We start from the raw sequence: 26,664 nt of genomic DNA on the forward strand, positions 1-26,664 counted from the left end.
GTGAGGGGTTGTCGAAAAATGGGCTGTTTCTGAAAAGGAATAGCCCATTTTTATTTATCGAAAGGATGTTTACTTATTTTTGACCAAATTATCTGAATCCTATATATGCTGCTGCTATTCTTTGCAATGTCTATCCTCTTCTCCTTCCTGTGTTCCATATGGGAAGCAGTGTTGCTGAGCATTACCCCTTCCTTTGTGGAGGTGACCTACAAGCAAGGTACCAAAACCGGGCAATTACTGAAGAGCTTTAAGGAGGACATTGACCGGCCTTTGTCCGCCATCCTCACCCTCAATACGATCGCCCACACCGTTGGCGCTATTGGCGTAGGCTCCCAGGCTGGTAAAATATACGGTGATCAAAATATGGTACTTGCCGGTTTTGAGCTGCCTTTCTCAGTGGAAGCGTTTGTGGGGGCAGCCATGACGCTTGCCATCCTAATCCTGTCTGAAATTATTCCAAAAACATTGGGTGCCAATAACTGGAAGCGGCTATCTGGCTTCACGGTCAATTCGCTCAATTTTGTAATCTACGCACTATACCCGCTGGTCTGGCTCAGCCAGTTCATCACCAAGTCCATGAAAAAGGATAAAGACAAGAGCGTGCTCAGCCGGGCAGACTTTTCCGCTATGGCGGAGATTGGTGAAAAAGAGGGCATTTTCCGAAGCAATGAATCGAGGATTATCCACAACCTGCTGCGCCTCAATACCATCCGCACCAAGGATGTGATGACGCCACGTACTGTTGTCAAAGCAGCCAATCAGGAACGGACCATACAGGAGTTCTATGACAAAAACGAAAAGCTACAGTTTTCCCGCATTCCCGTTTTTGCCGAGTCCAAAGATCATATCAACGGCTTCGTCCTCAAAGATGAAATCCTGAGTAGTATCATCAAGGACAATGGGGAAGCGCCGTTGCGGGACATTATGCGGGAGATTCTCATCATCAATGAGCAAGTGCCTTTGCCTGACCTTTTCAATCAGCTGATGGAAAAGCGGGAGCACATCGCGCTTGTGGTGGACGAGTTCGGCGGTATGGCAGGGATCGTAACTATGGAAGACGTGATTGAAACCCTGCTGGGCATCGAAATCGTAGACGAGCAAGACAACATCGAGGACATGCAGTTACTGGCCCGTAAAAACTGGGAAAAGCGTGCGAAGGTTCTTGGATTGCTGGAAGAACTGCAAGAGCATTCTGCTAAGGCTAAGTCAGAGGAAGAGCAGGGTTCAAAAGAACAGGAAGGCAACTGAGGTTGAAAGTGGGGGCAAACAATTTTTTAGCCCAGGCACTAATCCGTTCCGAAAGGATGACGGAGTACTTGCATATTTTCAGCAGGTGGCTGCAGAAAGGCTACAATGCGCGGCAGCAGTGTCTGCACAAAAGGGTTAGCATGCTTTAACCAAACCTTTTGAGGTTCCGGGCACCCGCCTACTGAACTTTTAATAACCGTTGCGGTACGGCCGAGGACAATTTGACGGCTGCCAAAATCTTCGATACCCGTCCGAATACAAGCCAGCAGCATGTTGAGGTACAGCTGTGCAGATTCATTATAAGCTTCGTCAAAGCCCAGAAAGTGGACTTCTGCAGTCCCCCCACTACGCAACACCGAGCAGAACCCAACCAGTTCATCCCCATCAAAATAACCGATAACTTTGAAGGAAGCTCCGAAGGCCGACTTGAGCCTTGAGAAATAGCCCGGCTGCAAACGCACCAAGCTGAAATCGGCTCGGTCAGCAACTGCACTATAAAGTTCGTGCATACGCTCCTGATAACCATATAGGTCTGCCAGAGTCAGCGACCGGCAGCCCAGGCTTTCCCCCTTTCGGAACGCCCGCCGCGCCCGCACCCGGTACTTGCTGGTCATCGCTTCCAGAAAGTCCTCCTGGGTGTGCCAGCCTGGATCCACCTCCACGATCATATTAGGCTCAAAATGGAAAGGCACGTAGCCCTTTGCCCCCAGCCCGCTCTGTAACACCTGGTGCGCTGATGCCGGCAGGTCCTTTACCAGGATGGCCCGGGCATTTAACCGCTTGCGCATACGCTCCAATACATGCTGAAGCAAATGCGACTGTTCTTCTGCTTTAATCTCTGGTGCGAACGCAAACCCAAAGGGCCCTGAAACCTGTGCCGCCCCGCAAACCAGCACACGTACCCCAACATTAAGCCATGACCAGCGTGGCAGCGCATCGCTAACTCGAAAGTCTATGACCTGCAAGGCTGCAATGCCCAGGGCTTTGCCCAAATGCTCCATGACAACATAGGCAATTTGCATTCTTCCAGGAAGCGCCTCTTCCCAGGCAAGAAGATAATTGCGGCTTAGGAAAACCCGGCCTCCTCCTGCCAGTTTGTCCCATTCTGCGGGCAACTCAAGAGCAGACCGATAGATGCGGGCCTGGTATTTGCCAATGTCTAAAACCACGGCTTTTTTCTCCGTACCAGCATATTCTTCGGCAGAACGGATACCGCACTCCGAATGCAGCAGCTGCTGTACGGTATCGTAAATTGGGCATCGGGAAGTGAGGCGCTCCATCGTTGTTTTTATCATTGTGCTTTCGGGTGATTTGCTCTTTTTCCTAACGCTTTTGCGGGTTTTTAGTTGTACACCGCCAGCTGAAGCAAAGCGCTGCCAGCTGCCCTGTTTATCGCTTCTTCAAATGAACAGCCCGGGAAGCGGCTGCCCGGTAGCCCCCCCTTTCTAAATTGAAGGGCTCAACCCGCCTACTAACCAAACTGAAATCCATATCTTTAGGCCATAACCAAGCACGACATGCGTTCACCCCTACTGCTACTACTGCTTAATGGCCTGTATTTCTTTGCCGGTGCGCAAGTCGATTCCCTTGTGCAGCCTACCGACCCAGACCAGCAGGTCATTGAGGATTTCCTTCAGAATACAGAAAGCGAAGGCACCTTTGACTTCAACACCATCTTTGAAGAACTTGAGTTTTACCGCGAAAATCCCATCAACCTAAATACCATCACCGAGGGGCAGTTGCAGGACCTCAACCTGCTATCCGATATTCAAATCCTCGAAATCCTTAAATACCGGCAAACCGCCGGAGATTTCATCTCTATTTACGAATTACAGGCGGTCCCCAGCCTTGACCTCCAAACCATACGCCGACTGTTGCCCTTTGTGCGGGTCGGTGGTGACCTCGACGATTATCAAACGCCAATCGGGCAAATGGTGCGCGAGGGCCGCAACGAACTCTACCTGCGGTGGTTCCGTATTCTTGAAGATCAGCGGGGGTATACGCCACTCGGGCAGGACGAGACCGGCTCCCGATATGTTGGCGACCCCAATCAGTTCTACATGCGCTACAAGCATGCTTACAGCAACCGGCTGAGCTATGGATTCACAGCTGAAAAAGACCGGGGCGAAGAATTTTTTAAAGGCAGCAATCCCTACGGATTTGACTTTTATTCTGCGCATATTTTCCTGAAAGACTACAATAAGCGCATTAAAGCCATTGCCCTTGGCGACTATGCGGTCAGCTTTGGGCAGGGATTGATTCTCTATAGCGGTTTCGGTTATGGGAAAAGCTCACTGGTAATGAACATCAAGCGGACTTCACGTACCCTGCGCCCCTACACTTCCGTAAATGAGTCCAATTTCCAGCGAGGGGCAGCGGCCACACTGGCTTTCGGCGACCACATTGAAGTCACCGCCCTGGGGTCCTACCGCCGCCGGAGCGCCAACCTTCTCGAATCGGACACCACCGACCTGGAGGATCAGGTCCGGCAAGCCAGCTCCCTGGACCTCGATGGCCTTCACCGGACTCCCAATGAAATTGCAGATGAAGGCGCCATTGGCCAAACCACCATTGGCGGGCAGGTGAAATGGCACAACCGCTACGGGCATATTGCCGCCAATGCGCTTTATGAAGAGCTGGATGCTGACCTGACCCAATTTCGCCCCACGCCCAACAATCAGTTTGACTTCACCGGCAACAACCTTTATAACCTCAGCCTCGACTATAGCTTTATCTTTCAGAACTTCAACTTCTTTGGAGAAACCGCCCGATCCGCAAACGGCGCCATCGCCACGGTAAATGGCTTGCTCATGGGGCTTGACCGGAAGGTCGATCTCGCACTGCTGGTCCGGCATTACCCCCGCAACTATCAGGCGCTCAATGCGAACGCCTTTGGCGAAACCTTCGGTGCACAAAACGAAACCGGCGTGTATTTGGGCATGGAAGTCCGCCCCCACAAAAACTGGCGGCTGAGCGCCTACTTCGATACCTGGCGCCACCCCTGGCTGCGCTTCACCGTTGATGCCCCCTCCACCGGTTATGAATACCGCGGACGGCTCACGTACTACCTCAAGCGCGATCTGGAAGTTTACGTCGAAATCCGGGAAGAACACAAAGCACAGAATATCAATAAGATAGAAGGCAAAAATGACTTCACTCTCGACCGCCATATTTTCCAGGCTCGTTTGCATGTGGCCAAAAAGGTAACCAAAGAGTTGGAACTGCGCAGCCGCATTGATGTCGGATATACCGATAATGAAATCAACAACCGCCAAAACGGTTTTGCCATTTACCAGGATGTGCTCTACCGCCCCACGGCATTCCCCTTCTCCTTCACTACCCGCTATGCACTTTTCGACACAGATGGGTTTCAGTCCCGCTTTTACTCTTTTGAGAACAATCTTCTCTATACCTTTTCCATCCCCGCTTATTACAACCGGGGCAGCCGCTTTTACTTCAATCTACGGTACCGGGGCATCCGCAACCTGACCATTGAAGGCCGGATTGCGCAGACATTCTGGAAAAACCAGGACACCTTTGGGTCAGGCAACGAGCAGATTGACGGACAGACCCGAACCTCTGTTGGTGCTCAGATCAAGTATAAGTTTTAGTACCTTCTTACCGGCGCAGGTCAAGATTATAAGTTAGGCCTATTTGTAGGTCATGATTCCGCTCGTGCCGCTTTCCATCTGCCTTTATCACGTACTGATTAAGATAGCCCAGCTGAAAGTTCACCTGCGGGTTTACCCGGTAACCCAGGGCCAGGTACAAGCGGTTTTGACCAAGGATATTTGCGCCTACTCCTTTTCCAAAACTAATAAACGGCTCTGCATACGCCGATAGGAAAAAAGAATGATCGGTCAGGTCACGGTGCCCAATGGGGAGTATGGTCATCAACCGGTAGCGGGCTCTCTGCCGGAACACGTAATCATCCGTTCCAGGCTGTTCCAGAAAACGCTGCTCCAGGCGATAGCGATGATTTACATAGAGCCGCCTTACCCTTTGATTTATCACCCACTGTTGCCAGATACGGTGCTCTGTAAAAGTAGCAGCAATCGGTTGTTCTCCATAGGGAAAACTTTCAATCCAGCCGTAGCCTGACGTGAGCATACTGTTTTCCGTCACATAGTAATCAAGCCCCACCCGCATCAGGGATTGCTGCCAGGATTCGATCCATTCGTGCCGCCGCCATTGGTACTCGGTGTGCAGGCCAAGCTTGTCGCTCAGGCGGTGGTTGCCAAAATACATGTACCAGGTATTGTACTGCACCGCGATGTCTTTCTGTGCATTAACAGTAAGTGCAGCTCCTGAGAGGAAGAGCATAAAGATTGTACGCCTCAGGTTCATTTTTGAAGATTTGAATTATAAAATGCTATCGGAATGGGATCAGGCGTTTGAGCTGCAAATTGAGCATTGAGGAAGAGAAGTTCTGTGCACTGCTTCACAGGACAAACGAAAATACTGTACGGCAGTATCAATTATTGTCCTCCGCAAGAAGCCAACTGAGCTAGTATATCTTTGACAGGAGCATTGATATCATCTGATATTGCGTATCTTTGAGAGGCCTACAGTCCCGGGGACAGAACAACCAACATAAACAAATAGTATGAAAAACATTAACCTGGGCATCATTGAAGACGAACCCATTCTGAGAAAAAACATTGATCAGTTTTTCTCCAACCTCCCTGGCTTTGAATTACAGGGCAGTGCTGCTTCTGTTGAGGCTTTCGTAGAATCTGTTGCCGCAGCAACCCCACTCGATATTTTATTATTGGATATCAGCCTTCCTGGTGGCATGTCCGGGCTCGAAGGGATAACATTGCTTAAAGAGCGGTACCAAACGGTGGATATCATCATGTGGTCCTCCTTTGAAGACCCCGATAAGATCTTCCGGGCGCTGCAGGCAGGGGCAGATTCCTACCTCATCAAACGGGAATCCCTGACTACCATCCGGGATGCCATACAAACCGTTGCCAACGGCGGGGCTTTTATGTCGCCTTCCATTGCCCGCAAAGTTATTGATCACTTCGCTACGCAACGCCAGTCACAAAGCAAGGCCACTCCGATATTAACGGACCGTCAGTTACAAATTGTAGATGGCTTGGTGAGTGGGCTGAGCTATAAAATGGTCGGCGCGGAGCTTGGCATTTCAGTCGAGACGGTGAGAGACCACATCAAAAAGATATACAAACGCCTGCACGTAAACAGTAAAGCAGAGGTCATCCGAAAGCGCATGAATGGTGAAATTTGAGACCTTTTGAGTAACCTGCACCGCTCAGCGTCTTCCGATTCAATATTATTGACTATATTTAACGAATTATGTAGTACATTATAAACTACGTTTTGCTTAATGCTTCTTGTAATCAGGTTTAAACCTTTATGCACGATCTTATTGTTGAGCGTTTTGCACTTCGCCGGTAGCGGTCTCATTGCCCAGTCTACCTTGCCCGAGGAGTATTATTCCCTCAATGACGGGCTCTCAGACCGCATGATATCTGAGATCGTAAAGTCGCCAGATGGGATGATCTGGATCGGTACCAGTAATGGATTGAACCGATTTGACGGCTACGACTTCGTCACCTTCAGCAATACCCCTTCCAGCCCCTATAAAATATCAGATGCCAATATCCGTGAACTTTCTTTGGACCGGGAAGGGCGGCTTGTCATCACTTTCTACAGCAGTTACGCACTTTTCGACCTTCTTGATCCGAGTACACACGAACGGACCACGGTGCGCTTGCTGCCAGACAATGACATTCATGGAACTCCACGGGATATCGCGGTAGATCCCAACGGGAATATCTACGCCATCTCGCTGAGCAATACGCACTTTAGTATTTATGCCTACGAGGACGGACAAAAATTTGCAGAGTTATTCCAAATCCCCGTTCACCAGGAAGAACACATTCCCCATTTATCCCTGCTTCCACTCCGGGATGGCACTTTTTTGCTAAACGACAGCCACAATGGCCTGCGCCATTTCAGTGCGAAGGGGCATCTGCTGACGCATATCCAAAAAGAAGACCTTGAAGCGCCCGGTGAAGGAGGCACCTATCCTGGCCTTGCTGCTATCTTCCATCAAGATATCAATGGCAAAGTATGGTATGCGCTAAGGGGACAGCTTGGAATGTATCATTACCTGCCTGATGAACAAAGGCTGGAATATGCGGACCAGCTTCCCACAAAAAAGCGCTACACCCGAATCTGGGAAGACTTAAGCGGGAATCTGCTCCTGGCCAATTCCGGAAACACCAGTAGTGGCTTCCCTCTGGAAGGCCTTACCTGTATTCGCCCTGATGGGAAGCAATTTGATTTTAGTCACTTGCTGAGCACAAGCCTATACATTGTCAACGCAGCTAGCGACGACTTCTTTGAGAACCTTATAATCGGCATTGACACTGGCTTGAAGATCGTTCAAAACCAACAATTCAAAATCCGAAAGCTATTGGCAGACCGGATTGGCTCAGACCAACGGGGAGCGATCATGAGAGGGATTACCGGCAATGGTACCGATGAGGTCTACTTTGCCCGGGAAGTGGACGCCTGGTACCGCTTCAATCCTCAAACGTTTGAACTCGACACGTTGCAAATGATTGACGAGCAAACCGGAGAACAGGTGACCTTGTCTTGCGGGCGGAACATCGAGATTGGTAATGATGGCTATATCTGGGGGCTTTCCTGCATCAACGGGCGGAACGGGCGGCTGCTCCGGTATGACCGCACAACCTGTATGGTGCGCACCTATCTGTTTGACCACAAATTCACGGCTTTCACCATCTCCAGAAGCGGGACGATCTGGCTGATTGCCGAACCGGACAGCCCCAGTGGCCTGCTCGTTTCTTTCGACCCAACTGCCGAGCTATTCGAAGCATACTATGACTGGGAAAGCAGCAACCCACTAAGTGAAGCCACCCCCCGATACATCTTGGAAGCCTACGACGGTACCCTCTGGATCGGCACCGAAAACGGGCTCTACTCCATTAATCCGAATACGCGGCAAACGCGGTCTTATCAGGTCGGCAGAGGCAATGATAATCAACTGGGGAGCAACATCATCTACGCCATTCATGAGGACGAGCAGCGCCGGTTATGGCTGGGAACAACCAATGGATTCAATATTTTTGACCCCAAAACCAATAATTGGAAGCACTATAACCAGCAGGATGCGCTGGCCAGTAATATTGTTTGCGGGTTTGTGCCCACCCCTGAAGGCAAATACTGGATCAGCACCTACAATGGCTTGTCCTACTTTGATCCGGTCCAGCAGACTTTCCGGAATTTTTATAAGGAGGACGGGCTTAGCAACGATGAATTTAACCGGCATTCTTTCTACACCGACCTCCTTGGCAATATTTACCTGGGTGGCGTAAATGGCATGAATATTTTCAGAACGGAAGACCTGGTAAGGGAAGTCAAGACTCCGACTCCAGTGCTCACTTTCTTCTCTCGTTACAATAACGATCAGGATAGCATGATCCGAAGGATTAGCAGCCTGAATACAGACCAAACATTTGTTATCGGCCCAGACGATACCCAATTCACCTTTCAATATACCTTGCCCAACTATACCACTCCGCGCCGCAATCAGTTTAAAACGTGGCTGGAAGGCATTGATAAAGGCTATATATACCAAGGTAGAGATAACACCAGCAATTATTACAATTTGCCCGCCGGTGATTACCTGCTGCATGTCAAAGGGGCTGATGCAAATGGCAACTGGAGCAACGAAGCACTGAAGATCCCCATACACGTCAATCCGCCGTGGTATAAAACTTATGCTGCCATTATTTCTGGTGCACTAGTATTTTTTCTTTTCCTGTATTGGTTTTTCCAGTATCGGCTTAATCGCCGATTGGAGATGGAGCGCATGCGGACCAAGCTTTCAAGCGATTTGCACGATGAAGTGAGCGGACTGCTTGCCAGCATTGCTGTGCGGACAGACATCCTGCAGTTTAAAACCCAGGATGATGAAAACCAAAAAGACCTAAAGTGGATTGGTGAAGTCAGCCGTACCGCCATGTCAAAAATGAGTGATGTCATCTGGTCTATTGACTCCCGGAGAGACAAATTTGATGACCTCTTGACCAGAATGCAGGAACATGCCGCAGAAATCCTGGCTCCACAGCATATCGATTATCGTTTTAAAGTTGATCATCTTGAAGCCAACAGCAGGCTTAAAGTGGACCTCAGGCAAAACCTCTATTTTATTTTCAAGGAAGCCATCAACAACATCGGCAAGCATTCCTGGGCAACAGAAGTGCAAATCCATCTGCATAACGAAGGACAGGATTTTGTGATGAATATAGAAGATAACGGAAAGGAAATCCGAAAACAACGTACCTCGGAAGAAAGCCTCAGGCAGGCCGGGAACATACCTGGAGCAGCAAATACAATGATCCAGGAGCGACTCACTTCCACCAAAACAGGGCAAGGGTTATCTAATATCCGAATGCGGGCGGAGCGCATCGGAGCATCCTTGCAGCTGGCAGAATCAGATCGGGGATTTGTAGTCTGCATCCGGTGCAAGAAATTCGCTTAATGCCCCAATCAAAAAGCCAGTGGTAAGCGCAAACCAACCACTGGCTTCGTCTACATCAGGTCAAACAAAGCCGCCGCTACAGTGCAGGCAGCAATGGCCTAATGCTGTCAGACGCAAAAATGGATAAGGGGGATTAATCTTTTCAAATCAGTAAACGTGCTGGCCACCGTTGATGGCGTAATTGGCCCCTGTGATAAAGGCGGCATCTTTTGATGCCAGAAAAGAGACCAGGTGGGCAATTTCATAAGTACCGCCAAGACGGCCGATCGGGATGCCCTTGACAATTTTTTCGCGTACCGACTCATCCACTGCCATGACCATATCCGTAGCAATATAACCCGGAGAAATGGTATTTACCGTTACGCCTTTTCGGGCCACTTCTATCGCCAACGTTTTCGTAAAACCATGCATGCCCGCCTTGGCTGCAGCGTAGTTGCACTGCCCAAACTGAGCGCGTTGCCCGTTCACAGAAGAAATATTGATGATACGGCCATACCCCTGCTCAATCATAGGGTTGATGACGTGCCTGCAGCAGTTAAAGACGCTGTACAAATTGGCTTTCATAACTGCATCCCAGTTTTCAGGGCTCATCTTTTTAAAGGCTCCGTCCCGGGTAATACCGGCATTATTGACCAGAATGTCAACGGTGCCCAGTTCTGCCTCAATTTGCTCTATCATATTGCCAACCTGTGCAAAATCAGAGACATCCGCCTGAAACAGTTGGGGCTTATAGCCTGCTGCTTCCATTTCTGCCTTCCATACTTCCGCTTTATTGGGGCTTCGGTAATTGGCTGCTACAACGTAACCGTCGTCCATTAACTGCTTGACCATGTCGGTACCCAGCCCGCCTGTGGCTCCAGTTACCAATGCAATATTCTTCTTGTCTGTTGTCATAATACCTGAGATTTTTGGTGTAAAGGTTTTACGCTTTCTTTTTCGAATACAAATATATAGATATCTATATCTTTTTAAAAGTCGTTTGCTGCTGATTTTCATCATCCTGCCAATTGGTCAACCCCATCACTATGCAAAAAGCTCTTCCTGCAAAACCATTGCATACACTAGCTTATGCAGTGCTCATCCACGATGGCATCACTCAAAGTTTCTAATAAACATACTTAAGTCCACCCCGTATTTTTAATTATAAAACCAGGAACTGACCTGCTTTTCATTGGTTTTCTGCTATTTTCATCAAAGAAAATTAGCACTCAATAAATGGCTTCACAGGAACTAGTATGGGCCACCGCAGGCCTGCTCGCCCTCTACGGCGCAGCTATTCTATTCTTTGTCATCCGCGGCGCAATGCAGACGGCCTCAATAGCAGACTATGCCCTTGGCTCAATTCAGTTTTCCCCCGTGGTCGTCGGGCTGTCCCTCGCCGCTTCGATGACAAGCGCTGCAACCTTTATTATCAACCCCGGTTTTATTGCCTTGTATGGCCTGAGTGGACTGCTGGCATTTGGACTGGTGATGCCCATCGGCATTTACCTCTCGCTCATTGTGCTCACCAAAAGCTTCCGTAAGCACGGCGCTACGGTAAAAGCGCTCACTATGGCGCAGTGGATCGGCAAGCGCTATGGCAGTAAGCAATATGCCCTGTTTTTCGGGTTCCTGTCGCTGTTGCTCATCACCTTTATTGTGTTGATTTGTGTTGGCCTGACCAAAGTTCTGGCCAAAGCCCTGAATGCGGAAGAGCTATACGTCCTCATCGGGCTGGTCGTGTTTGTCTTTGGATACATGATGTTTGGCGGGGCCAACTCTATGGTCTACACCAATACCATTCAGGCAGTCCTGATGACGATCGTGGCCTTTATCCTACTAGGGTCCGGGTATGAGCACTTCAGCGATGGGGTCAAAGGATTCCTGGATAAGCTTGCTGCGGTAGACCCACTGTTGGCGTCGCCGGTCAATCCGGAGAGTTTTCTGTTCCGGGACTACTTTGAGATTGTTTTTTGCTCCCTGATTGTTGGTATTGCTATCGTATGCCAACCTCATATCATCACAAAATCACTACTGCTCAAAGACGAGCGCGATGTCAACCGGTACCTGCTCACCGGCATCTTGGTGGAGACTTTGTTTTTTTCGGTTGTACTGGCCGGGCTCTACGCCCGCCTTCGTTTTCCGGACCTTACCGCCGATGGAGCACCCATCAGCATGGATGGTATCATCCCGACCTACGTGGTTACGGAATTTCCTGTAATGGTGGGGCTGGTAGTCATCCTTGGGCTAATTTCTGCCGGTCTCTCAACGCTGGAAGGCCTTATTCAGTCTTTATCTTCAACCATAACGTCAGATATTATTGACCCGGTGCTCGGCCATAAGCTGGGTGCAGGGCATGCCAAAGCAAAGCGGCTTGTTGCTATCAATAAAATAGTCATTGTGGCCCTTGCTGCTGTTTCTATAGGCCTTTCCTATGAGCAGCTGATCAACCCAAGCCTGAGTGTGGGTATTTTTGCTCAGAATGGGGTCTATGCCTATTTCTCTGCGGCTTTTGTACCTGTATTGATGGGCATTTTCCTGAAGGAAGTCCCCCGTCAGGCACCGGTAGCAGCGAGCCTGACCGCTGTACTCGTCCACTTTGGCGTCTACTACGGGCGCATTGGCTGGTATATGCAGGCCGAAGTTCGAAATCCAGCGGTAGCCGTGACCTTTGCTATACTGGCTTCACTGCTCGTTGGCGGATTGGTATACCTCTGGCTGCGGCCAAAAGCAGGTAAAAAAGCGGCTGTACACCCGAAAAGTCCGCAACAAAGTGTAGTTTCGCCCTCCCCCATTTCATCCGCAACCTCATCAGGAATGGCTTCGGCACAAGCTTCAGAATGGCACCGATTTGCAGACTTGCCCAACGGTACAAAGGTTCACTACACGGACCGGGGAAAAGGGCGTACAACCTTGCTGATGGTGCATGGGCTGGGCAGCAATTTGAAAGCCTGGGACAAGGTTATTCCGCAGCTGTCAGCTGATTATCGCTGCATTGCGCTCGACCTGCCAGGGTACGGGCTGTCTGACAAAGGCGACTATCCTTTTGATATTCCATTCTTTGCCGAAACCCTTTTGCAGTTCAAGGAGGCGCTGAAGCTCCGGCAGCCGGTCCTGATCGGGCATTCCATGGGCGGCCAAACCAGCATTTTCACAACACTACAGGCTCAGGAGCATTTTTCAAAGCTCATTTTGCTGGCCCCGGCCGGTTTTGAGCGTTTCAACTCGGCGGCACGGGAATGGCTGCGGGCCTTCTACAAGCCGGCTTTGTTGCGCGCTACCCCTGTAAATCAGATTGAGCGTAATTTCCACGCCAATTTCCATCAGTTTCCGGCCGATGCGCAGTTCATGATCGATGAACGAATGGCACTAAGAGCCGACCCGGAAGCTTACGACCAGTATTGCAATATGATCCCCAGGTGTGTCCTCGGCATGCTTGACCACCCGGTTTTCGACCGCCTCCCGGACTTGGAGCTCCCCACCTTAATCTTATATGGAAAAGAAGATGCCCTTATTCCCAACAAAATGATTAACCCAGGCCTTACCACTGAAAAGGTGGCCCGGGAGGGAGCCGCCCAACTCCCCAACGCCAGGCTTTTCTTTGTGTCTAAGTGCGGGCACTTCATTCAGTGGGAATGTGCGGATGAGGTAGTGGCGCACATCCGGGCCTTTCTCAAATAAGCGCTAAGACTATCGTTGTTTACGAAGCTCCACTGAATCCCGATTCAGCTGCCGTTTTTCTTCGTATAGGATTTCTGCGGATTCCATTCGTTTTTTCCGCTCTGCTTCCCGGGCTTCCTGTAAAGCGGTGACCTGTGCTTTTACTTCTATTGGTTTTTTATTCAAGCTTCGGTGCATAGATCGGATGATGAGCCGCGCCATGTCATCAGGATGGTGCAGGCCCATGTCTTTGAGGGCCACCGAAAGACGGGAGCCCCCGTAAAAGCCCCAGTTGTGGATAATCCACCGCCCGAGGCTAAAGTGTAGCTTGCGAACGGCTTCCTCCTCCTCTGCCATGCGAAACTTTTGGAGCGACTCCTGGTCCGCAAGTTTATTCAGTTGAACGATAGCGTCGCTCAGGTCCTTGGGAATGTATACTCCGTAAAGGTACTCCTGCTGAATGCGCCGCTCATAAGCTTTGTCGTACTCGGCTTCCGTGGCCACCGGCTCCTCCTGTGCCTGTAGTACAGACGCACCGGTCAGCAAAAAGCCCAGGCAGAACAATAACACCTTTTCCTTCATTTTCCTCATTAGTTGATTTGGTAGTGAAAACTGTTTTTGGGCTCTCCGTATTGTCTTTTACAGACAGCTTATCCACAATATTCCTGCACCCCCCGCAGAGATAAAAAGCCAGGGAAGCCAACAAAAAATCCCCGCTGCAATGAACGGGGACCAAAATTAATGTGCTATGAAAAAGTTAATACAACTTCCGTGAATAGAAGATGAGCAGCTAACTTACAAAATTTGGCAGGGAATGCCCAGCATATGGTTGTGAAACCTCCCGTTTGGGTATTCCTGCCGCTTAGAGCCAGGGCTTACCACCTTATTAAGGCTGCGCCCCAGGTGAAACCACTGCCAAAAGCAGCCAGGCACACCAGGTCACCATCCTTGACAGCGCCGGACTCCCATGCTTCGCAAAGCGCGATGGGCACAGAGGCTGCAGTGGTGTTGCCATATTTTTGAATGTTATTCCAAACTTGCTCATCCTTGAGCCCCAAACGCTTCTGCACGAACTGGCTAATCCGAAGGTTGGCCTGATGCGGTACGAGCATATTGATGTCTTCTTTCTTCAGGCCCGCTTTTTCCAGGGCCTCCATGATGACCTGAGGGAATTTCTGTACGGCCATTTTGAATACGAACTGCCCTTCCATATTCGGGTAAATCTGATCGTTGTCGAGCATGTGCTGGTTTAGGAAAATCTCACCAAATTCAGCATCGGAATAGCCGTAATCAACTTCCTCACCGGTATGCTTTTTGTGATAACCTCCGTGGGAACCAGGGTTAATAAACGCCAGTTTTTCTGCATAGGTACCATCCGAGTGCAGGCAGGTCTGTAGCACCCCCTGACCTTCCTCTTCGGTGGGTTGTAGCACAACCGCACCGGCACCATCGCCAAAAATGACGGTCACACCACGGCCCTCTGTGCTAAAATCCAAGCCCATAGAGTGCATTTCTGCGCCTACCAGCAGTACGTTTTTGTACATGCCTGTCTTCACAAACTGGTCCGCTACGGATAACCCGTACACAAACCCACTGCACTGATTCCGGATGTCCAGCGCGCCAATCTCGGTATTAGTGATACCCAACTCGCGTTGCAGCAAAACGCCACAGCCAGGGAAATAGTAGTCCGGGCTGAGGGTGGCAAAAATGATAAAATCTATATCTTCCTTACTGATCCCTGCCCGTTCGATGGCAATCTCAGCGGCGCGGGCGCCCATCGTGGTCGTGGTTTCTTCGTGTTTAGTGCCATACCGGCGCTCTTTAATGCCGGTCCGTTCCTGAATCCACTCATCACTCGTATCCATGACTTTGGTTAAATCGTCATTGGTTACCACTTTATCGGGCACGTAGGAACCAATGCCCCCAATTTTTGAACGAAGCATAAGTTTTGGTTTTAAAGGCCAGGCACCCACTTTTGGGTTACTCCACCTTGTATCATAATTTTGTAGACAATGCGCTGCTGAATAATTATTCAGAAGCGGGCGTTAAAATCGAAATTTTATTACAAATCGCCAAACAGATATGCCCCCATATCGCTCCCAATAGGATTTGGTAGCAGTATTTATTTTATTTTTGTCGAAAACCGCATCTCCTATGCCTGATATAGCCAACATTCTTTTCCTGGATATCGAAACCGTTTCCGGCAAACCGAATTTCGACAGCCTGGGTGACGACCTCAAAGCACTCTGGACTATCAAAGCCAATCAGCTGGCGCGCGGCCAAACCGAGCCGTTAACGGAAGAGGAGGTAGCTGAAGCTTACACGGAAAAGGCCGGCATTTTTGCGGAGTTTGGAAAAATCGTTTGCATCTCAGTAGGTGTCGTCCACCGCGACAAAGCAGAAAAAAAACTCAAAATCCGGCTCAAGTCCTTTGCCAGTGAAAATGAAGCCGAGCTCCTGCAGGGGTTCTCACAGATGGTCTTCAAATACTACAACGATCCCAATAAATTCGGCTTCTGCGGGCACAACGCCAAAGAGTTTGACATCCCCTACATCTGCCGTCGGCTCATCATCAACCGCTTGCCTCTGCCTGCTCCGTTTGATTTATCAGGCAAGAAACCCTGGGAAACCAAGCACATCATTGACACCATGGACATGTGGTCTTTCGGCGACCGTAAGAACTTCACCTCTCTGAAATTGCTGGCAGGTGTGCTGGGCTTCCCATCTCCCAAAGATGACATCGATGGCTCACAGGTAGGCCGGGTGTACTGGGAAGACAAGGACCTGCGGCGTATTTCCTTTTACTGTGAGAAGGATGTCCTGGCAACCACTCAGCTCTACCTCCGTTACAAGCTCATGCCACTGCTGGAAGAGGATCAGGTCGTGCACGTGGACGGGGAGGATTGATTGTTTTGGAAGTCTTCTGCAATTTGTGCTATGAGAAAAATTTATGCAACAATAAGGCTTATTAACACCCGGGATGTCGTTCTGGCAGATGCCAAAGCAATGGACAGAGCGGATATCAGAAGCCTTGAGCTTAGCATTTTGGTCGATAGTGGCGCGTACCACCTCGCTATTAATGAAACCATCAAAGAACAGCTTGGCTTACCGATTATTGATGAACAAGTCTTCGAATTGGCGAATGGGCAACAGGAAAAGTATCCAATCATGGGCCCATTGATATCCAATTTGAAAACCGGGCTACAACCACCAGAGCGGTCTTGCTGCCTGGAGACAATAAACCTTTACTGGGCCAAATCCCCCTGGAGGATATGGATGTAGTGCTTTTACCCCGCGAGGAGAAAATGATTGTCAATCCCAAAACCCCACTCATCGCCCGTAAAGAGCTCAAGTAGACTTAAAGCGCTCCCGCAGCGCCTCGGGCACGAAGGGCGTTGCATCTCCCCCGCCAATAATAATTTCCCGTACGATTGTGGAGCTAATATGGGAGTAAGCCGGCTGGCTGATCAGAAAAATAGTTTCTATCCCTTCGCCGACGATGTTATTCAGTTGGGAAATCGTCTTTTCGTAATCAAAATCAGAGGCATTACGCAAACCCCGCAGCAGGTACCGCGCACCAATCTGCCGGGCGTAGTGCGCCGTGAGGCCGGAGAAATGCCCGACTTCCACCTTGGGCTCATCTGCAAAGACTTTCCGGAGCCACTCCAGCCTTTCCTCCAGAGAAAAAAGGTACTTTTTCTGGCTGTTGACGCCGATAGCGACAATGATTTTATCGTAAAGCGGCAGGGCCCGCTTAATAAGGTCAACATGACCAATGGTGATGGGGTCGAAGGAACCTGGAAAAATGGCGATGTTAGACATGTAGTTGAGCTTGGTGGCTTTTCGTGGTTGGGTACAAAAATAGAAAAATCGGGCGGATTGGGTATCGGGGATGGGAGTTTGGTTGATTTTTAAAGGGCGCTTCAGTGAGGCAAGCCTTGGTGGGATAGATCAGCGTCATCAGTGTACTATTGCCGTGCGTGGGGAGTTGGAACACTGATTGGACGGATTGCGCGGATTTGCACGGATTCCTGGGATGGCCCTCCAGCGGGGCGGGACCAGTACAGCAGATCAGTGAGATCAGTTTGATCAGTGTCATCAGTGTACCAGTGTCATGTGTGGCGCGAGGGAACACAGATTAGACGGATTGCGCAGATTTTCACTGATTTCGAGCAGGGGCATAAGAGCGGAGCATGTTTGTGGGGCGGCACTGGGTTGCAAAGATCAGTGGTTTCAGTCAGATCAGCGGCTTCAGTATGCCAGCCCTCTACCGCCAGGAAAAATTCCACGTTACCGAGGGAATCACCGGAAAAAGCGAAACCTGGTAGGCACGTGCTGCTGCAGTACCAGCATTAGGGTCCGACTCAAAATCGTAGTAAATGAAAAATGGATTCTGCCGGCTGTAGGCATTGTAAACCGAGAAGTTCCAGCTGGACCGGAATCGAGCTTTGGAGTCTGGCTTAGGGGTGTAAGTCGCCGAGAAATCCACGCGATGGTAGTCCTGCAGGCGGGCACTGTTGCGCGGGCCATACTCCTGCACCGGAAACTGATCGATGAAGTACAACCGTTGCACCGGGGTGTAGGCATTGCCCGTACCGAAGATGAATGCCCCACCAAATTCCCACTTTTTACTGAGGGTGTAATTCGCCACCACCGAAAGGTCATGCCGCCGGTCGTAGATCGCCGGATAAGGGTTGCCGTTGTTGATATCCGGGAAGATGCGCTCGGTGCGCGACAAGGTATAGCCAATCCACCCTGTAAAGCGCCCCTTCTTTTTTTGCAGGAAAAGCTCCAGCCCATAGGCCCTGCCCTGCCCAAACACGAATTCCTCTTCCAGATCATTGGCGACATCATCCACGTAGTTTTCCCGGAAGTCAATCTGGTTGTACAAGTCGCGGTAGTAAATTTCCACGGATGCTTCGTAGCGGTTGTCCTCGAAATTGCGGAAATACCCCAACGCGTACTGTACGCCAATTTGAGGCTTGATAATTTCCGAGCTGGGCATCCAAATATCAGTGGGCAAAGTACTTGTGGAGTTGCTGACCAAATGCAGGTACTGATTCGCCACCGTTACCCCAGCCTTTAGGGACGATACAGCATTGAGGTAAAAGGTAGCCGCCAGCCGGGGCTCCACCCCTATGTAAGTCTTCACCGGCTCCCCGGCAGCATACTCGGTGCTGTCTTGTTTTGAGGTGTAAGGGCCAAGTTGCGTAAAGGCAGAAACACGGAGACCGGCATTCAGGCGAATACCTGATCCGATTTTCATTTCGTCTGCAAGGTAGACCGCACTTTCATGAGCATAGCGGATTTCTCCTTCATTGCCAAAAACTTCCTCTCCGTTCGTTGCCGTAGCCAGGCTTGGGGTCAGCCGGTGGTAGGTGTAGTTCGCGCCGAACCTCAGATGATGTTTAGGGTTTGGAAAGTATTCAAAGTCCACCTTTCCATTCCAGTCGCGCACACCGGATTCCAGCCCTATCCTAAAGTCGCCCTGCCCGCCGCTAAAGCCGAAGTCGTAGTCATTGTAGATGGCAGAAACATTCATAAACAGCTTATCGCTAAACAGGTGGTTCCAGCGCAAGGTGGCCGTTGCATTGCCATAGGGCATATCGAAATTGAAGTCACGGGCATTGCTCCGGAACTGCAGCACGTCTCTGCCAAAGTAGGTGCTGAAATACAGCCGGTCCTCATCGCTAAACCGATAATTAGCTTTGGCATTGAGGTCGTAAAAATAATAGTTGGTCCCTGCAAAGGAAGTATTGTTAAGGAAAGGCTGAGCCAGATCAAGAGCGTAGGTCCGCCGGGCAGAGACGATAAAGCTGCTGCGCTCCTCCACGATCGGACCTTCGAAGGTCACCCGGGAAGCCACAAGTCCGATGCCACCTTCCATAGCATATTCCCGGTCATTGCCTTCTTTCATTTGTATATCGACCACCGAGGAAAGCCGGCCACCGTACTGTGCGGGCATGCCCCCTTTGATCAGCGTGGTATTCTTGATGGCATCCGCATTGAATACTGAAAAGAAGCCCAGTAAATGCCCTGGATTGTAGACCACAGCCTCATCCAGCAGGACCAGGTTTTGATCCGGCCCGCCACCCCGGACGTAGAACCCCGCATTCCCCTCCCCTGCCGACAGCACGCCGGGCAACAATTGAATGGTCTTCAGCACATCCACTTCGCCCATAAGCGCCGGCAGCTTTTTCACATTGTCCATCTGCAAGCCCACCGTACCCATTTCGGTACTTTTGACATTGGCGTCATCCGGACGAGCTTTGACGACGACCTCCTGCAGCTCCACACTTTCTTCAGTCAGCTCCACATTCAGGCGCTTCGCTTCATTGAGGGTTACCGTTGCCTCCTCCCCTGCGTAGCCCACGTAGGAAAAGCGCAGCCGGTGCGTGCCTGCCGGTAATTCTAAAGAGTAAAAACCATAGGCATTGGTGACCGTACCCAGCCCTGCTGAATCGGCCACCGCAACCGCCGCGCCAATCAGCGTTTCACCGGTGGCTGCATCTTTCACGTAGCCGCTTAGCACGTATTTTTCCTGTGCAGCGGCAGAAAAAGCAAAAAAGAGAAAAACGAAAGCGAGTGCGCGTTGCACCTGCAGTGATAGGCTCATGCTTCAGTATTTGTACCGGTAATAACCTATGCCCATAAAAAATGTTGGAAAAACACCTCCCTTTGTCGCTCCATTTGCTGAACCGCTTCTGACAACCCCACTGCCGCTTTTTTGTTAAGGATGGTATGAAACACGCAGACTTCATCATCGTGGGGCAAGGCATTGCAGGCACCCTGTTGGCGCACTTTCTGGAGGCAGCAGGAAAATCCGTTTTTGTCATCGATCAGTACAGCCCTAACGCAGCATCTCAGGTGGCGGCAGGCATTATCAATCCCATCACGGGGAGGCGATACGTCAAGTCCTGGCGGGTAGATGACCTCATCCCATTTGCTGTGTGCACCTACCGGCAGTTGGAGGCTCAGCTCAATATTCCAATTTTCCATGAGCGGAATATCATTCGCACCCTGTTCAATCAGGGGGAAGAAAACGATTGGCTTTCCCGTACAGGAGACCCTGGCTACACCCCCTACATGCTCGATCAGCCCGTGCTCGACCAATATGCCACTAAGACCGTACTCGCCTACAGCTATGGAGAGGTCACGCAGTCCGGACAAACCGATCTGGCCCGCCTGACCGGGGCTTACCGCAAGTACCTGAAATCAAAAGACGCGCTGCTGGAGGACCATTTCGACTACAGTCAGCTTACCTTGACGCCGGAGCAAGCCACTTACAAAAACGTAGTTTCTGCTTCAAAGCTCCTTTTTGCGGAAGGGCACCTGGGCAGTCAGAATCCTTATTTCAGCTATCTTCCCTTCGGCGGAGCAAAAGGCGAAGTGCTCATCGTGCGCATCCCGGGAGCTGATTTTGAGAAAATCCTAAAACACCGGGTATTTATCGTGCCCCTTGCAGATCCCGGGCTTTACTGGATCGGCTCTACCTACGACTGGAAGTTTGACGATGATCAGCCCACTTCCCGGGGCCGGGATTACCTCGAACAACGGCTAAAAGATGTCTTAAGCCTGCCCTTTGAGGTGATTGAGCACCGGGCAGCCGTCCGCCCAACGGTCAAAGACCGTCGCCCGTTCCTGGGGCAACACCCTGAATTCCCTGCCCTTGCGATCTTTAACGGTCTAGGCACAAAGGGGGCTTCTCTTGGCCCCTACTGGGCGCATCATTTGGCAGCTCATCTGACCAATGGCAACGCGCTGGATGAATCCGTAGACATTGGTCGTTTCGCGGAGCAATAGCCTGACTGTGCTTTAGGTGCTCATTTTATGCAAGAATTGGCTTTTGCCAACAGGGGACCAATATGCCCGCCGCTCATCTAAGCAGCTTTTTTTACCTTTGTCACCTCATAGTAACCAACAAAAAGCGACATACAATCCACGTGCATGAGCAAAACCCTGTCTATTGTCATCCCAGCCTACAATGAAGGGCCGACCATCCATTTTATACTCGATAAAGTCCGGGCTGTGGTGCTCAGCGGGGACCTTCAGAAGGAAATCATTATCGTCAACGATTGCTCCACTGATGATACCGAGGCAGCCATTCAGCGCTATCAGCAGGAAAATCCCGATTTCAACATTCAGTACTACAAGCACGAAGTGAACAAGGGCAAAGGCGCCGCCCTGCATACCGGCATTCGGGAAGCCACTGGCGATTACATCATCATTCAGGATGCTGACCTGGAGTACGATCCGGAGGAATACAATATTCTGCTAAAGCCGGTACTGGACGAAGTGGCTGATGTTGTGTATGGTTCCCGGTTCATGGGTGGCAAGCCGCACCGCATTTTGTTTTTCTGGCACTCTATTGGCAATAAATTCCTGACCTTCCTGTCGAATGCCATGACCAACCTCAACCTCACGGACATGGAGACCTGCTACAAGCTCTTCCGCCGGGAGACCATCCAAAGCCTGAAGCTGAAAGAACAGCGCTTTGGCTTTGAGCCGGAGGTCACCGCTAAGATTGCCCGCATACCCGGCATCCGCATCTATGAGGTGGGCATTTCTTACTACGGCCGTACCTATGCTGAGGGCAAAAAGATCAACTGGAAAGACGGTTTTCGGGCAATTTATTGTATTTTGAAGTACAATTTGTAGCCAAATGACCGCTCCGAAGCCCCAAAATCGCTCTTTTTTTGCCTTACTTTTCTGTATCGCATTTATTTTAGGCACCCATGCCTACTATCCCAAGTGGCAGATGGCCAAAACAGAAGCCACCATCAGCTGGGATGTTTCCGGGTACTATTTTTACCTGCCTGCCTTATTCATATACAAAGACCTCCGCAAGGTCGAATTCCGTGATAGCATAGTACAGCAGTACGAAATGTCAAGTGGGGGCTATCAGGCGTACGATCATGAAAGCGGCAACCGGGTCATGAAGTACTCGGCAGGTATGGCCTTACAGTATTTGCCCTTCTTTGCCATTGCCCATAGCGTCGCCACTTTTTCCGGGTATCCGGCGGATGGTTTCTCCCGCCCCTATCAGATGGCGATTAGTTTCGGCAGCCTGTTGATGGCTTTTCTGGGGTTGTTTTACCTGAGGAAAAGCTTGCTGCGTTACTTTAGCGATACGGCAACCGCCCTCACATTGGTATTGATCGTGGCAGCAACCAACTACCTGAATTACAGCGCCATCGATAACGCTATGACCCATAACTGGCTATTCTCGCTCTATGCCCTGCTCATCTGGCAGTCTATCCGGTTTTACGAACGCCCGGCTTCCTGGCGTGCCTGGTGCATTGGGGCAACCGTTGGGCTAATGGCACTCACCCGGCCTACGGAAATCATTGCAGTACTGATTCCGCTGCTCTGGGGGCTGGAAGGCAGCAAGCCCTTGCCTGAGCGGCTTCAATTCTTCCTAAGCAACCGCAGAGGGCTGAAGTTTCTTCTGCTTGCCGGATTAGGCGTAGCTATCCTTGGCAGTATCCAGTTGATTTACTGGAAATATGTGGCAGGAGAATGGCTCGTGTACAGCTATCAGGATCAGGGGTTCAGCTGGCTGCGCCCGCACCTCTGGCAGGGCTTTTTTAGTGGCAAGGGAGGCTGGCTGATTTATTCTCCCACTATGATCCTCTCGCTTGTCGGTATTATAGCGCTTTGGCGAAAACAACGCCTCCTTTTCCCCGCAATAGCCATTTTTACCTGCCTTTTTATTTACATCACCTTCGCATGGGATATTTGGTGGTACGGTGGCAGCTTAGGGCAACGGGCGATGGTACAGTCCTACGCCGTCCTTGCCTTTCCAATGGCTGCATTGATACAGTCGGCATGGAAGCAACGTGCATTAAAAATCGGAATAATCACCTTTGGCCTCGGTTGCATCTATTACAACGTCTGGCTGACCCATCAGGCCCACAAGGGAGGATTATTCGTAACAGAACAGATGACCCTGCCTTACTTAAAAGCCATTTTTCTGCGCAGCGAAGTACCCGAGGAAACCATCAAGCTGTTGGATACCAAAGAGCTTTATTCCGGAACGCCCAATATTATCAAATCGCTCGCCTATCTGGATTTCGAATCGGATAGCCTGGCCCATAACTGCCCCATTCCCCCAATAGAAGGGGACCGGTCTCTCTGCCTGTCGGAGGACACCCAATTTTCGCCCCCTATACACATACCCGCCAGTGAAATCAATACCCACTGGATAAGAGTGGAGGGAGACTTCCGCTGCCAGGAAAAAGAATGGGAATACTGGCTCATGGCACAGCTTATGGTGAAGTTCAAAAAGGGTGATGAAGAAATACAGACGCGCTTCCTGCGCCTGTTTCGGCTGCTGCCGCCTAACAGCACGAAGACTCTTTATCTTGATGTACCGGTGCCGAATAGGGACAATGATCAGCTGGAAATCCAGTTCTGGCAATCCAATGGTAAAAAGCCATTAGCGGTAGATCGACTCAAAGTATTGGCTATCGAATGATGCGAGCATTCCAGCTCATGCTACTTCCCCCGGTACACCGGCCCAACCTCCTCCACTGGCAACCACGATAAGCGGTCAAAGCACACCTCGTGGTAATTATTGTAACGCCCGGTGGCTGCGCTCACGCCCCAATATACGACGTCATTGCCCTGGAAAATGGCATTTTTCAAATCGACTTCCGCAGCTATGACTTCCCGGCGGTCAATTTCCACAGACAATCGTTGCTCTGCCGGGGACCAGCGCACTGCCAGTTTGTGCTGCTCGCAGTCTTCGATATTGAGAATAGGCTTTGGCCCGGCCAGATTATTGAAGTGCCCTACCCTGCCATTGGCCATGATTGCCACATGGTCTTCCACTGGATCCAGCAGGTGCTCATTCAGCCAGGTGTCAATCTCGATGCCAATAGAAGGCCGCAGCCCGGCAAAGCCAATGCCTTCTCCCCTCCAGCCTGTCAGGTTGGCGCTGGGTGCAAAAATGAAGACCATCCCATCGGCACCCGTATCGTCCTTGCAGCCCAGATATACGCTCAGCTCGATGGAAAAAGGCTCGTTCAGGCTGATGGGGCGACGGTACCAGATGGAGCCGGAGGAATAGTCCCGCTCCTCGGTCAACCGAAAGCAATCATTGTCGGTACGGTAGGTATCTCCACTGATGGTGAAATCATCAATGACCGGGCGCTGCGCCATTAGGCTTGCGGTCAACAGGAGTGCAGAAAACAGGGCTGGCATTTTCATAGGTAAGCAATTGATGGTCAACTGGATAAAAACCAAACGGGAATTTGGAAAAATGGTTGGCCCAAAAATTCTATCTTTGTCGGTATCTCTGCAAACAAAGAACATTAAAATCATGAACCTCTGTTATTCGAGTGCTTTCTCAATCCATCCTCTCATTCCTGTACTTCTACTTTTGGGCATTTGCCTTATGCCACTGCAAAGTCAGGCACAGCGGCGGGGTGGGAACACCCTCACGGTATCTACCAACTTCAATTATACCCCTCCTTTGAGGCCCTACAGCTTCCGAAAAAGTTACATAAAGGATTTTGAATATACGATATTGAATTTCATTACGAGAAATTCAGGCACCTTTGTCCTTGTAGAGGGTAATTCCTATGAGTTTGTGGAAAACGGTACCTACCACCCACCAAGCAACCTGATTGGATTGGGAGCCAGCTTTCAAATTTGGAATGAAAATGGCTTATTTCAGGATTTCTCGCTAACCAGGCTATCACTAACCCAATCCTCTCATCAATTTCTGGTATCGGTTATTGATGATGAAGGCAACGAAGTCCCCATCCATAGCCAGGGTATTGAAGAGCGCAGCGGTGCTGCCGGGGTCCGATATGAAGTAGGTAAATACTTCGGAGAACGCCGGAGAGACTACCCTAATTTCCGGTTTGGACTATCCGCCGGGCTCGAATCGACTTTCTACGCCCATCGCACGATATCTTTGGGTCCTGGGCCTTTAAGTACCAGAGGGCATATGTTTACCATCGACCTTAGCCTGATTCCTGTCTTGTCCTTCCAACCCACTAAACGCCTGATGATCGACGCTAAGGTCATCCCTAACTTTTTAATCGCAGATTTGGGTACAATAGAGATAGAGGACCCTTCGCTCCCGGAACAGCAGCGGCGAGCCAACCGAAAGTACGATCTGCCGGTCACCAACGTATCCGCCAGCCTCATGGTGCGCTATGTGATCAAAGAGCCCAAACGGGGCAGGCGGCGCAGCGATTAATTTAGAAACGCCTCCGGTCTCTTTGATTCCGGCGCTTGCGTTTGCCGACATTCATGAGCACCAGCCAGATGACCAGCATTAGCGCGATGGGCAAGAGGTAACCGGTAAGTAAATCCTGCATGGCTTAAGGGTTAGGCGTCTGAACCGACAATTGCGCACTCAGTTCAGCCAGTTCCGACCGCCTTTCAGCAGGCAGCATAACGGATAGCTTGATGTACTGGCCGGGGCGTTGTTGTACCCGAAAGTAGTGAAGCTGACCGTTTTCCTCATACAGTACTTCGAACTGGCTTTCCCCAAATTTTTCTTCGATAATATTCAGGTCAGGGTTTTGCCGCAGGTAGTCCTCAAAGTTCATATAGTAGATGTCCTCAAGGCTCCAGTGCGCTGCATTGGCATGACCCGCTATCTCGATTTTCGTTTGCCCTTCATCTGCCACGAATAAGGCAGGCTCATCGGTCGCCCCCTTTGCCGTCAGCATAGAGAAACGCCCGGGGTATTCCAGGCAGAATCCGAAGTCACTGTTGCAGTATTGCTCGGACTGTGCCAGGATTGGATTGATAACGGCAATAAATGCTAAAAATGCCAGGAAAGCTCTCATAATGATGGAATTAGTTGCTGATAAGTTAACCGTATCTTTCCGGAAAAGCAATTACTTCCGCTCTTCCTTAACGGAAAACTGACCGACGAACAGGTTGAAAAAGGACATCACGAGCGCGAAGACGATCGCCCATACCCAACCATCGACATAAAAGCCGTCAAGCATCCAATCGACCAGGAGCACCATAGCGCCGTTGATCACAAGCAGGAACAGGCCCAGGGTCAGTATAGTAATTGGCAAGGTGAGCAGGGTAAGCACCGGCTTCACAAAGAAGTTGACCATACCGAGCAAAAGCGCCACGATAACGGCATCAAAGTAGCCGTCTATTCCAACGCCCGACAGGATTTCAGCGCAGAGGTAAACTAAAAGGCCGTTAACCAATAAGGAGATGAGTAATCGCATGATTTTGGTTTTGTTTAAGTTAAAACG

General features: G+C 50.4%; 21 protein-coding genes. 11 read left to right on the forward strand and 10 right to left on the reverse strand.

The annotated features are described in order from the left end of the window. Positions 1-105: 105 nt before the first annotated feature. A complete protein-coding gene (locus MRY86_RS14085; protein ID WP_293571568.1) occupies positions 106-1,248 on the forward strand; it encodes a hemolysin family protein in 1,143 nt (380 codons plus the stop codon). 38 nt (positions 1,249-1,286) lie between these two features. Here MRY86_RS14085 and MRY86_RS14090 read toward each other — a convergent pair whose 3' ends face one another. After that, the gene (locus MRY86_RS14090; protein ID WP_293566467.1) at positions 1,287-2,543 is read right to left on the reverse strand and encodes a GNAT family N-acetyltransferase; all 1,257 of its coding nucleotides are present in this window, start codon (positions 2,541-2,543) and stop codon (positions 1,287-1,289) included. 222 nt (positions 2,544-2,765) lie between these two features. Between MRY86_RS14090 and MRY86_RS14095 the strand changes: the two genes are divergently transcribed. Next, positions 2,766-4,859, forward strand: a complete 2,094-nt coding sequence (locus MRY86_RS14095) for a helix-hairpin-helix domain-containing protein (protein WP_293566468.1) — start codon at positions 2,766-2,768, stop codon at positions 4,857-4,859. Between the two features lie 7 nt (positions 4,860-4,866). Here MRY86_RS14095 and MRY86_RS14100 read toward each other — a convergent pair whose 3' ends face one another. Further along, complete coding sequence (locus tag MRY86_RS14100; RefSeq protein ID WP_293571570.1) at positions 4,867-5,595, reverse strand: DUF2490 domain-containing protein; 729 nt, start codon at positions 5,593-5,595, stop codon at positions 4,867-4,869. 259 nt (positions 5,596-5,854) lie between these two features. On the opposite strand from MRY86_RS14100, the gene MRY86_RS14105 reads away from it, so the two are divergent. Further along, entirely contained in the window at positions 5,855-6,499 is a 645-nt protein-coding gene (locus MRY86_RS14105; RefSeq protein ID WP_293569468.1) for a response regulator transcription factor, read from the forward strand. 99 nt (positions 6,500-6,598) lie between these two features. Continuing rightward, positions 6,599-9,787 (forward strand): two-component regulator propeller domain-containing protein, encoded by a 3,189-nt coding sequence (locus tag MRY86_RS14110; protein ID WP_293569469.1) that lies wholly within the window; start codon positions 6,599-6,601, stop codon positions 9,785-9,787. 147 nt (positions 9,788-9,934) lie between these two features. Here MRY86_RS14110 and phbB read toward each other — a convergent pair whose 3' ends face one another. Then, entirely contained in the window at positions 9,935-10,681 is a 747-nt protein-coding gene (gene phbB / locus MRY86_RS14115) for an acetoacetyl-CoA reductase (RefSeq protein WP_293569471.1), read from the reverse strand. A 321-nt stretch (positions 10,682-11,002) separates the two neighbouring features. Here phbB and MRY86_RS14120 point away from each other — a divergent pair, with 321 nt between their 5' ends. After that, on the forward strand, positions 11,003-13,447 hold the full coding sequence (locus MRY86_RS14120; protein WP_293569473.1) for an alpha/beta fold hydrolase: 2,445 nt from the start codon (positions 11,003-11,005) through the stop codon (positions 13,445-13,447). Between the two features lie 9 nt (positions 13,448-13,456). Here the strand turns inward: MRY86_RS14120 and MRY86_RS14125 are convergent, their stop codons facing one another. Then, a complete protein-coding gene (locus MRY86_RS14125; RefSeq protein WP_293571572.1) occupies positions 13,457-14,017 on the reverse strand; it encodes a DUF6794 domain-containing protein in 561 nt (186 codons plus the stop codon). A 284-nt stretch (positions 14,018-14,301) separates the two neighbouring features. Then, positions 14,302-15,369, reverse strand: coding sequence for a beta-ketoacyl-ACP synthase III (locus tag MRY86_RS14130; protein WP_293569477.1), 1,068 nt, complete (start codon positions 15,367-15,369; stop codon positions 14,302-14,304). Positions 15,370-15,580: 211 nt separating this feature from the next. On the opposite strand from MRY86_RS14130, the gene MRY86_RS14135 reads away from it, so the two are divergent. Beyond that, complete coding sequence (locus MRY86_RS14135) at positions 15,581-16,333, forward strand: 3'-5' exonuclease (RefSeq protein WP_293569479.1); 753 nt, start codon at positions 15,581-15,583, stop codon at positions 16,331-16,333. Between the two features lie 30 nt (positions 16,334-16,363). After that, a complete protein-coding gene (locus MRY86_RS14140; protein WP_293569481.1) occupies positions 16,364-16,708 on the forward strand; it encodes a hypothetical protein in 345 nt (114 codons plus the stop codon). Positions 16,709-16,774: 66 nt separating this feature from the next. Here the strand turns inward: MRY86_RS14140 and coaD are convergent, their stop codons facing one another. After that, positions 16,775-17,248 (reverse strand): pantetheine-phosphate adenylyltransferase, encoded by a 474-nt coding sequence (gene coaD / locus MRY86_RS14145; protein ID WP_293569483.1) that lies wholly within the window; start codon positions 17,246-17,248, stop codon positions 16,775-16,777. Positions 17,249-17,693: 445 nt separating this feature from the next. Beyond that, on the reverse strand, positions 17,694-20,042 hold the full coding sequence (locus MRY86_RS14150; protein ID WP_293569484.1) for a TonB-dependent receptor: 2,349 nt from the start codon (positions 20,040-20,042) through the stop codon (positions 17,694-17,696). Positions 20,043-20,167: 125 nt separating this feature from the next. On the opposite strand from MRY86_RS14150, the gene MRY86_RS14155 reads away from it, so the two are divergent. From MRY86_RS14155 to MRY86_RS14165, 3 genes are all read left to right on the forward strand, one after another. Further along, complete coding sequence (locus MRY86_RS14155) at positions 20,168-21,229, forward strand: FAD-dependent oxidoreductase (protein ID WP_293569485.1); 1,062 nt, start codon at positions 20,168-20,170, stop codon at positions 21,227-21,229. 144 nt (positions 21,230-21,373) lie between these two features. Next, the gene (locus MRY86_RS14160; protein WP_293569486.1) at positions 21,374-22,084 is read left to right on the forward strand and encodes a glycosyltransferase family 2 protein; all 711 of its coding nucleotides are present in this window, start codon (positions 21,374-21,376) and stop codon (positions 22,082-22,084) included. Positions 22,085-22,088: 4 nt separating this feature from the next. Next, entirely contained in the window at positions 22,089-23,903 is a 1,815-nt protein-coding gene (locus tag MRY86_RS14165; RefSeq protein WP_293569488.1) for a glycosyltransferase family 39 protein, read from the forward strand. 20 nt (positions 23,904-23,923) lie between these two features. Here the strand turns inward: MRY86_RS14165 and MRY86_RS14170 are convergent, their stop codons facing one another. Then, a complete protein-coding gene (locus MRY86_RS14170) occupies positions 23,924-24,637 on the reverse strand; it encodes an L-type lectin-domain containing protein (RefSeq protein WP_293569490.1) in 714 nt (237 codons plus the stop codon). Between the two features lie 112 nt (positions 24,638-24,749). Here MRY86_RS14170 and MRY86_RS14175 point away from each other — a divergent pair, with 112 nt between their 5' ends. After that, positions 24,750-25,637 (forward strand): hypothetical protein, encoded by an 888-nt coding sequence (locus MRY86_RS14175; protein WP_293569492.1) that lies wholly within the window; start codon positions 24,750-24,752, stop codon positions 25,635-25,637. Between the two features lie 124 nt (positions 25,638-25,761). On the opposite strand, the gene MRY86_RS14180 is transcribed toward MRY86_RS14175, so the two are convergent. Next, on the reverse strand, positions 25,762-26,235 hold the full coding sequence (locus tag MRY86_RS14180) for a hypothetical protein (RefSeq protein ID WP_293569494.1): 474 nt from the start codon (positions 26,233-26,235) through the stop codon (positions 25,762-25,764). 51 nt (positions 26,236-26,286) lie between these two features. Further along, positions 26,287-26,637, reverse strand: coding sequence for a phage holin family protein (locus MRY86_RS14185; protein ID WP_282778590.1), 351 nt, complete (start codon positions 26,635-26,637; stop codon positions 26,287-26,289). Between the last annotated feature and the right edge of the window lie 27 nt (positions 26,638-26,664).

Origin of the sequence: Phaeodactylibacter sp. (assembly GCF_022763345.1) — a bacterium.
Taxonomy (GTDB): Bacteria; Bacteroidota; Bacteroidia; order Chitinophagales; family Saprospiraceae; genus Phaeodactylibacter.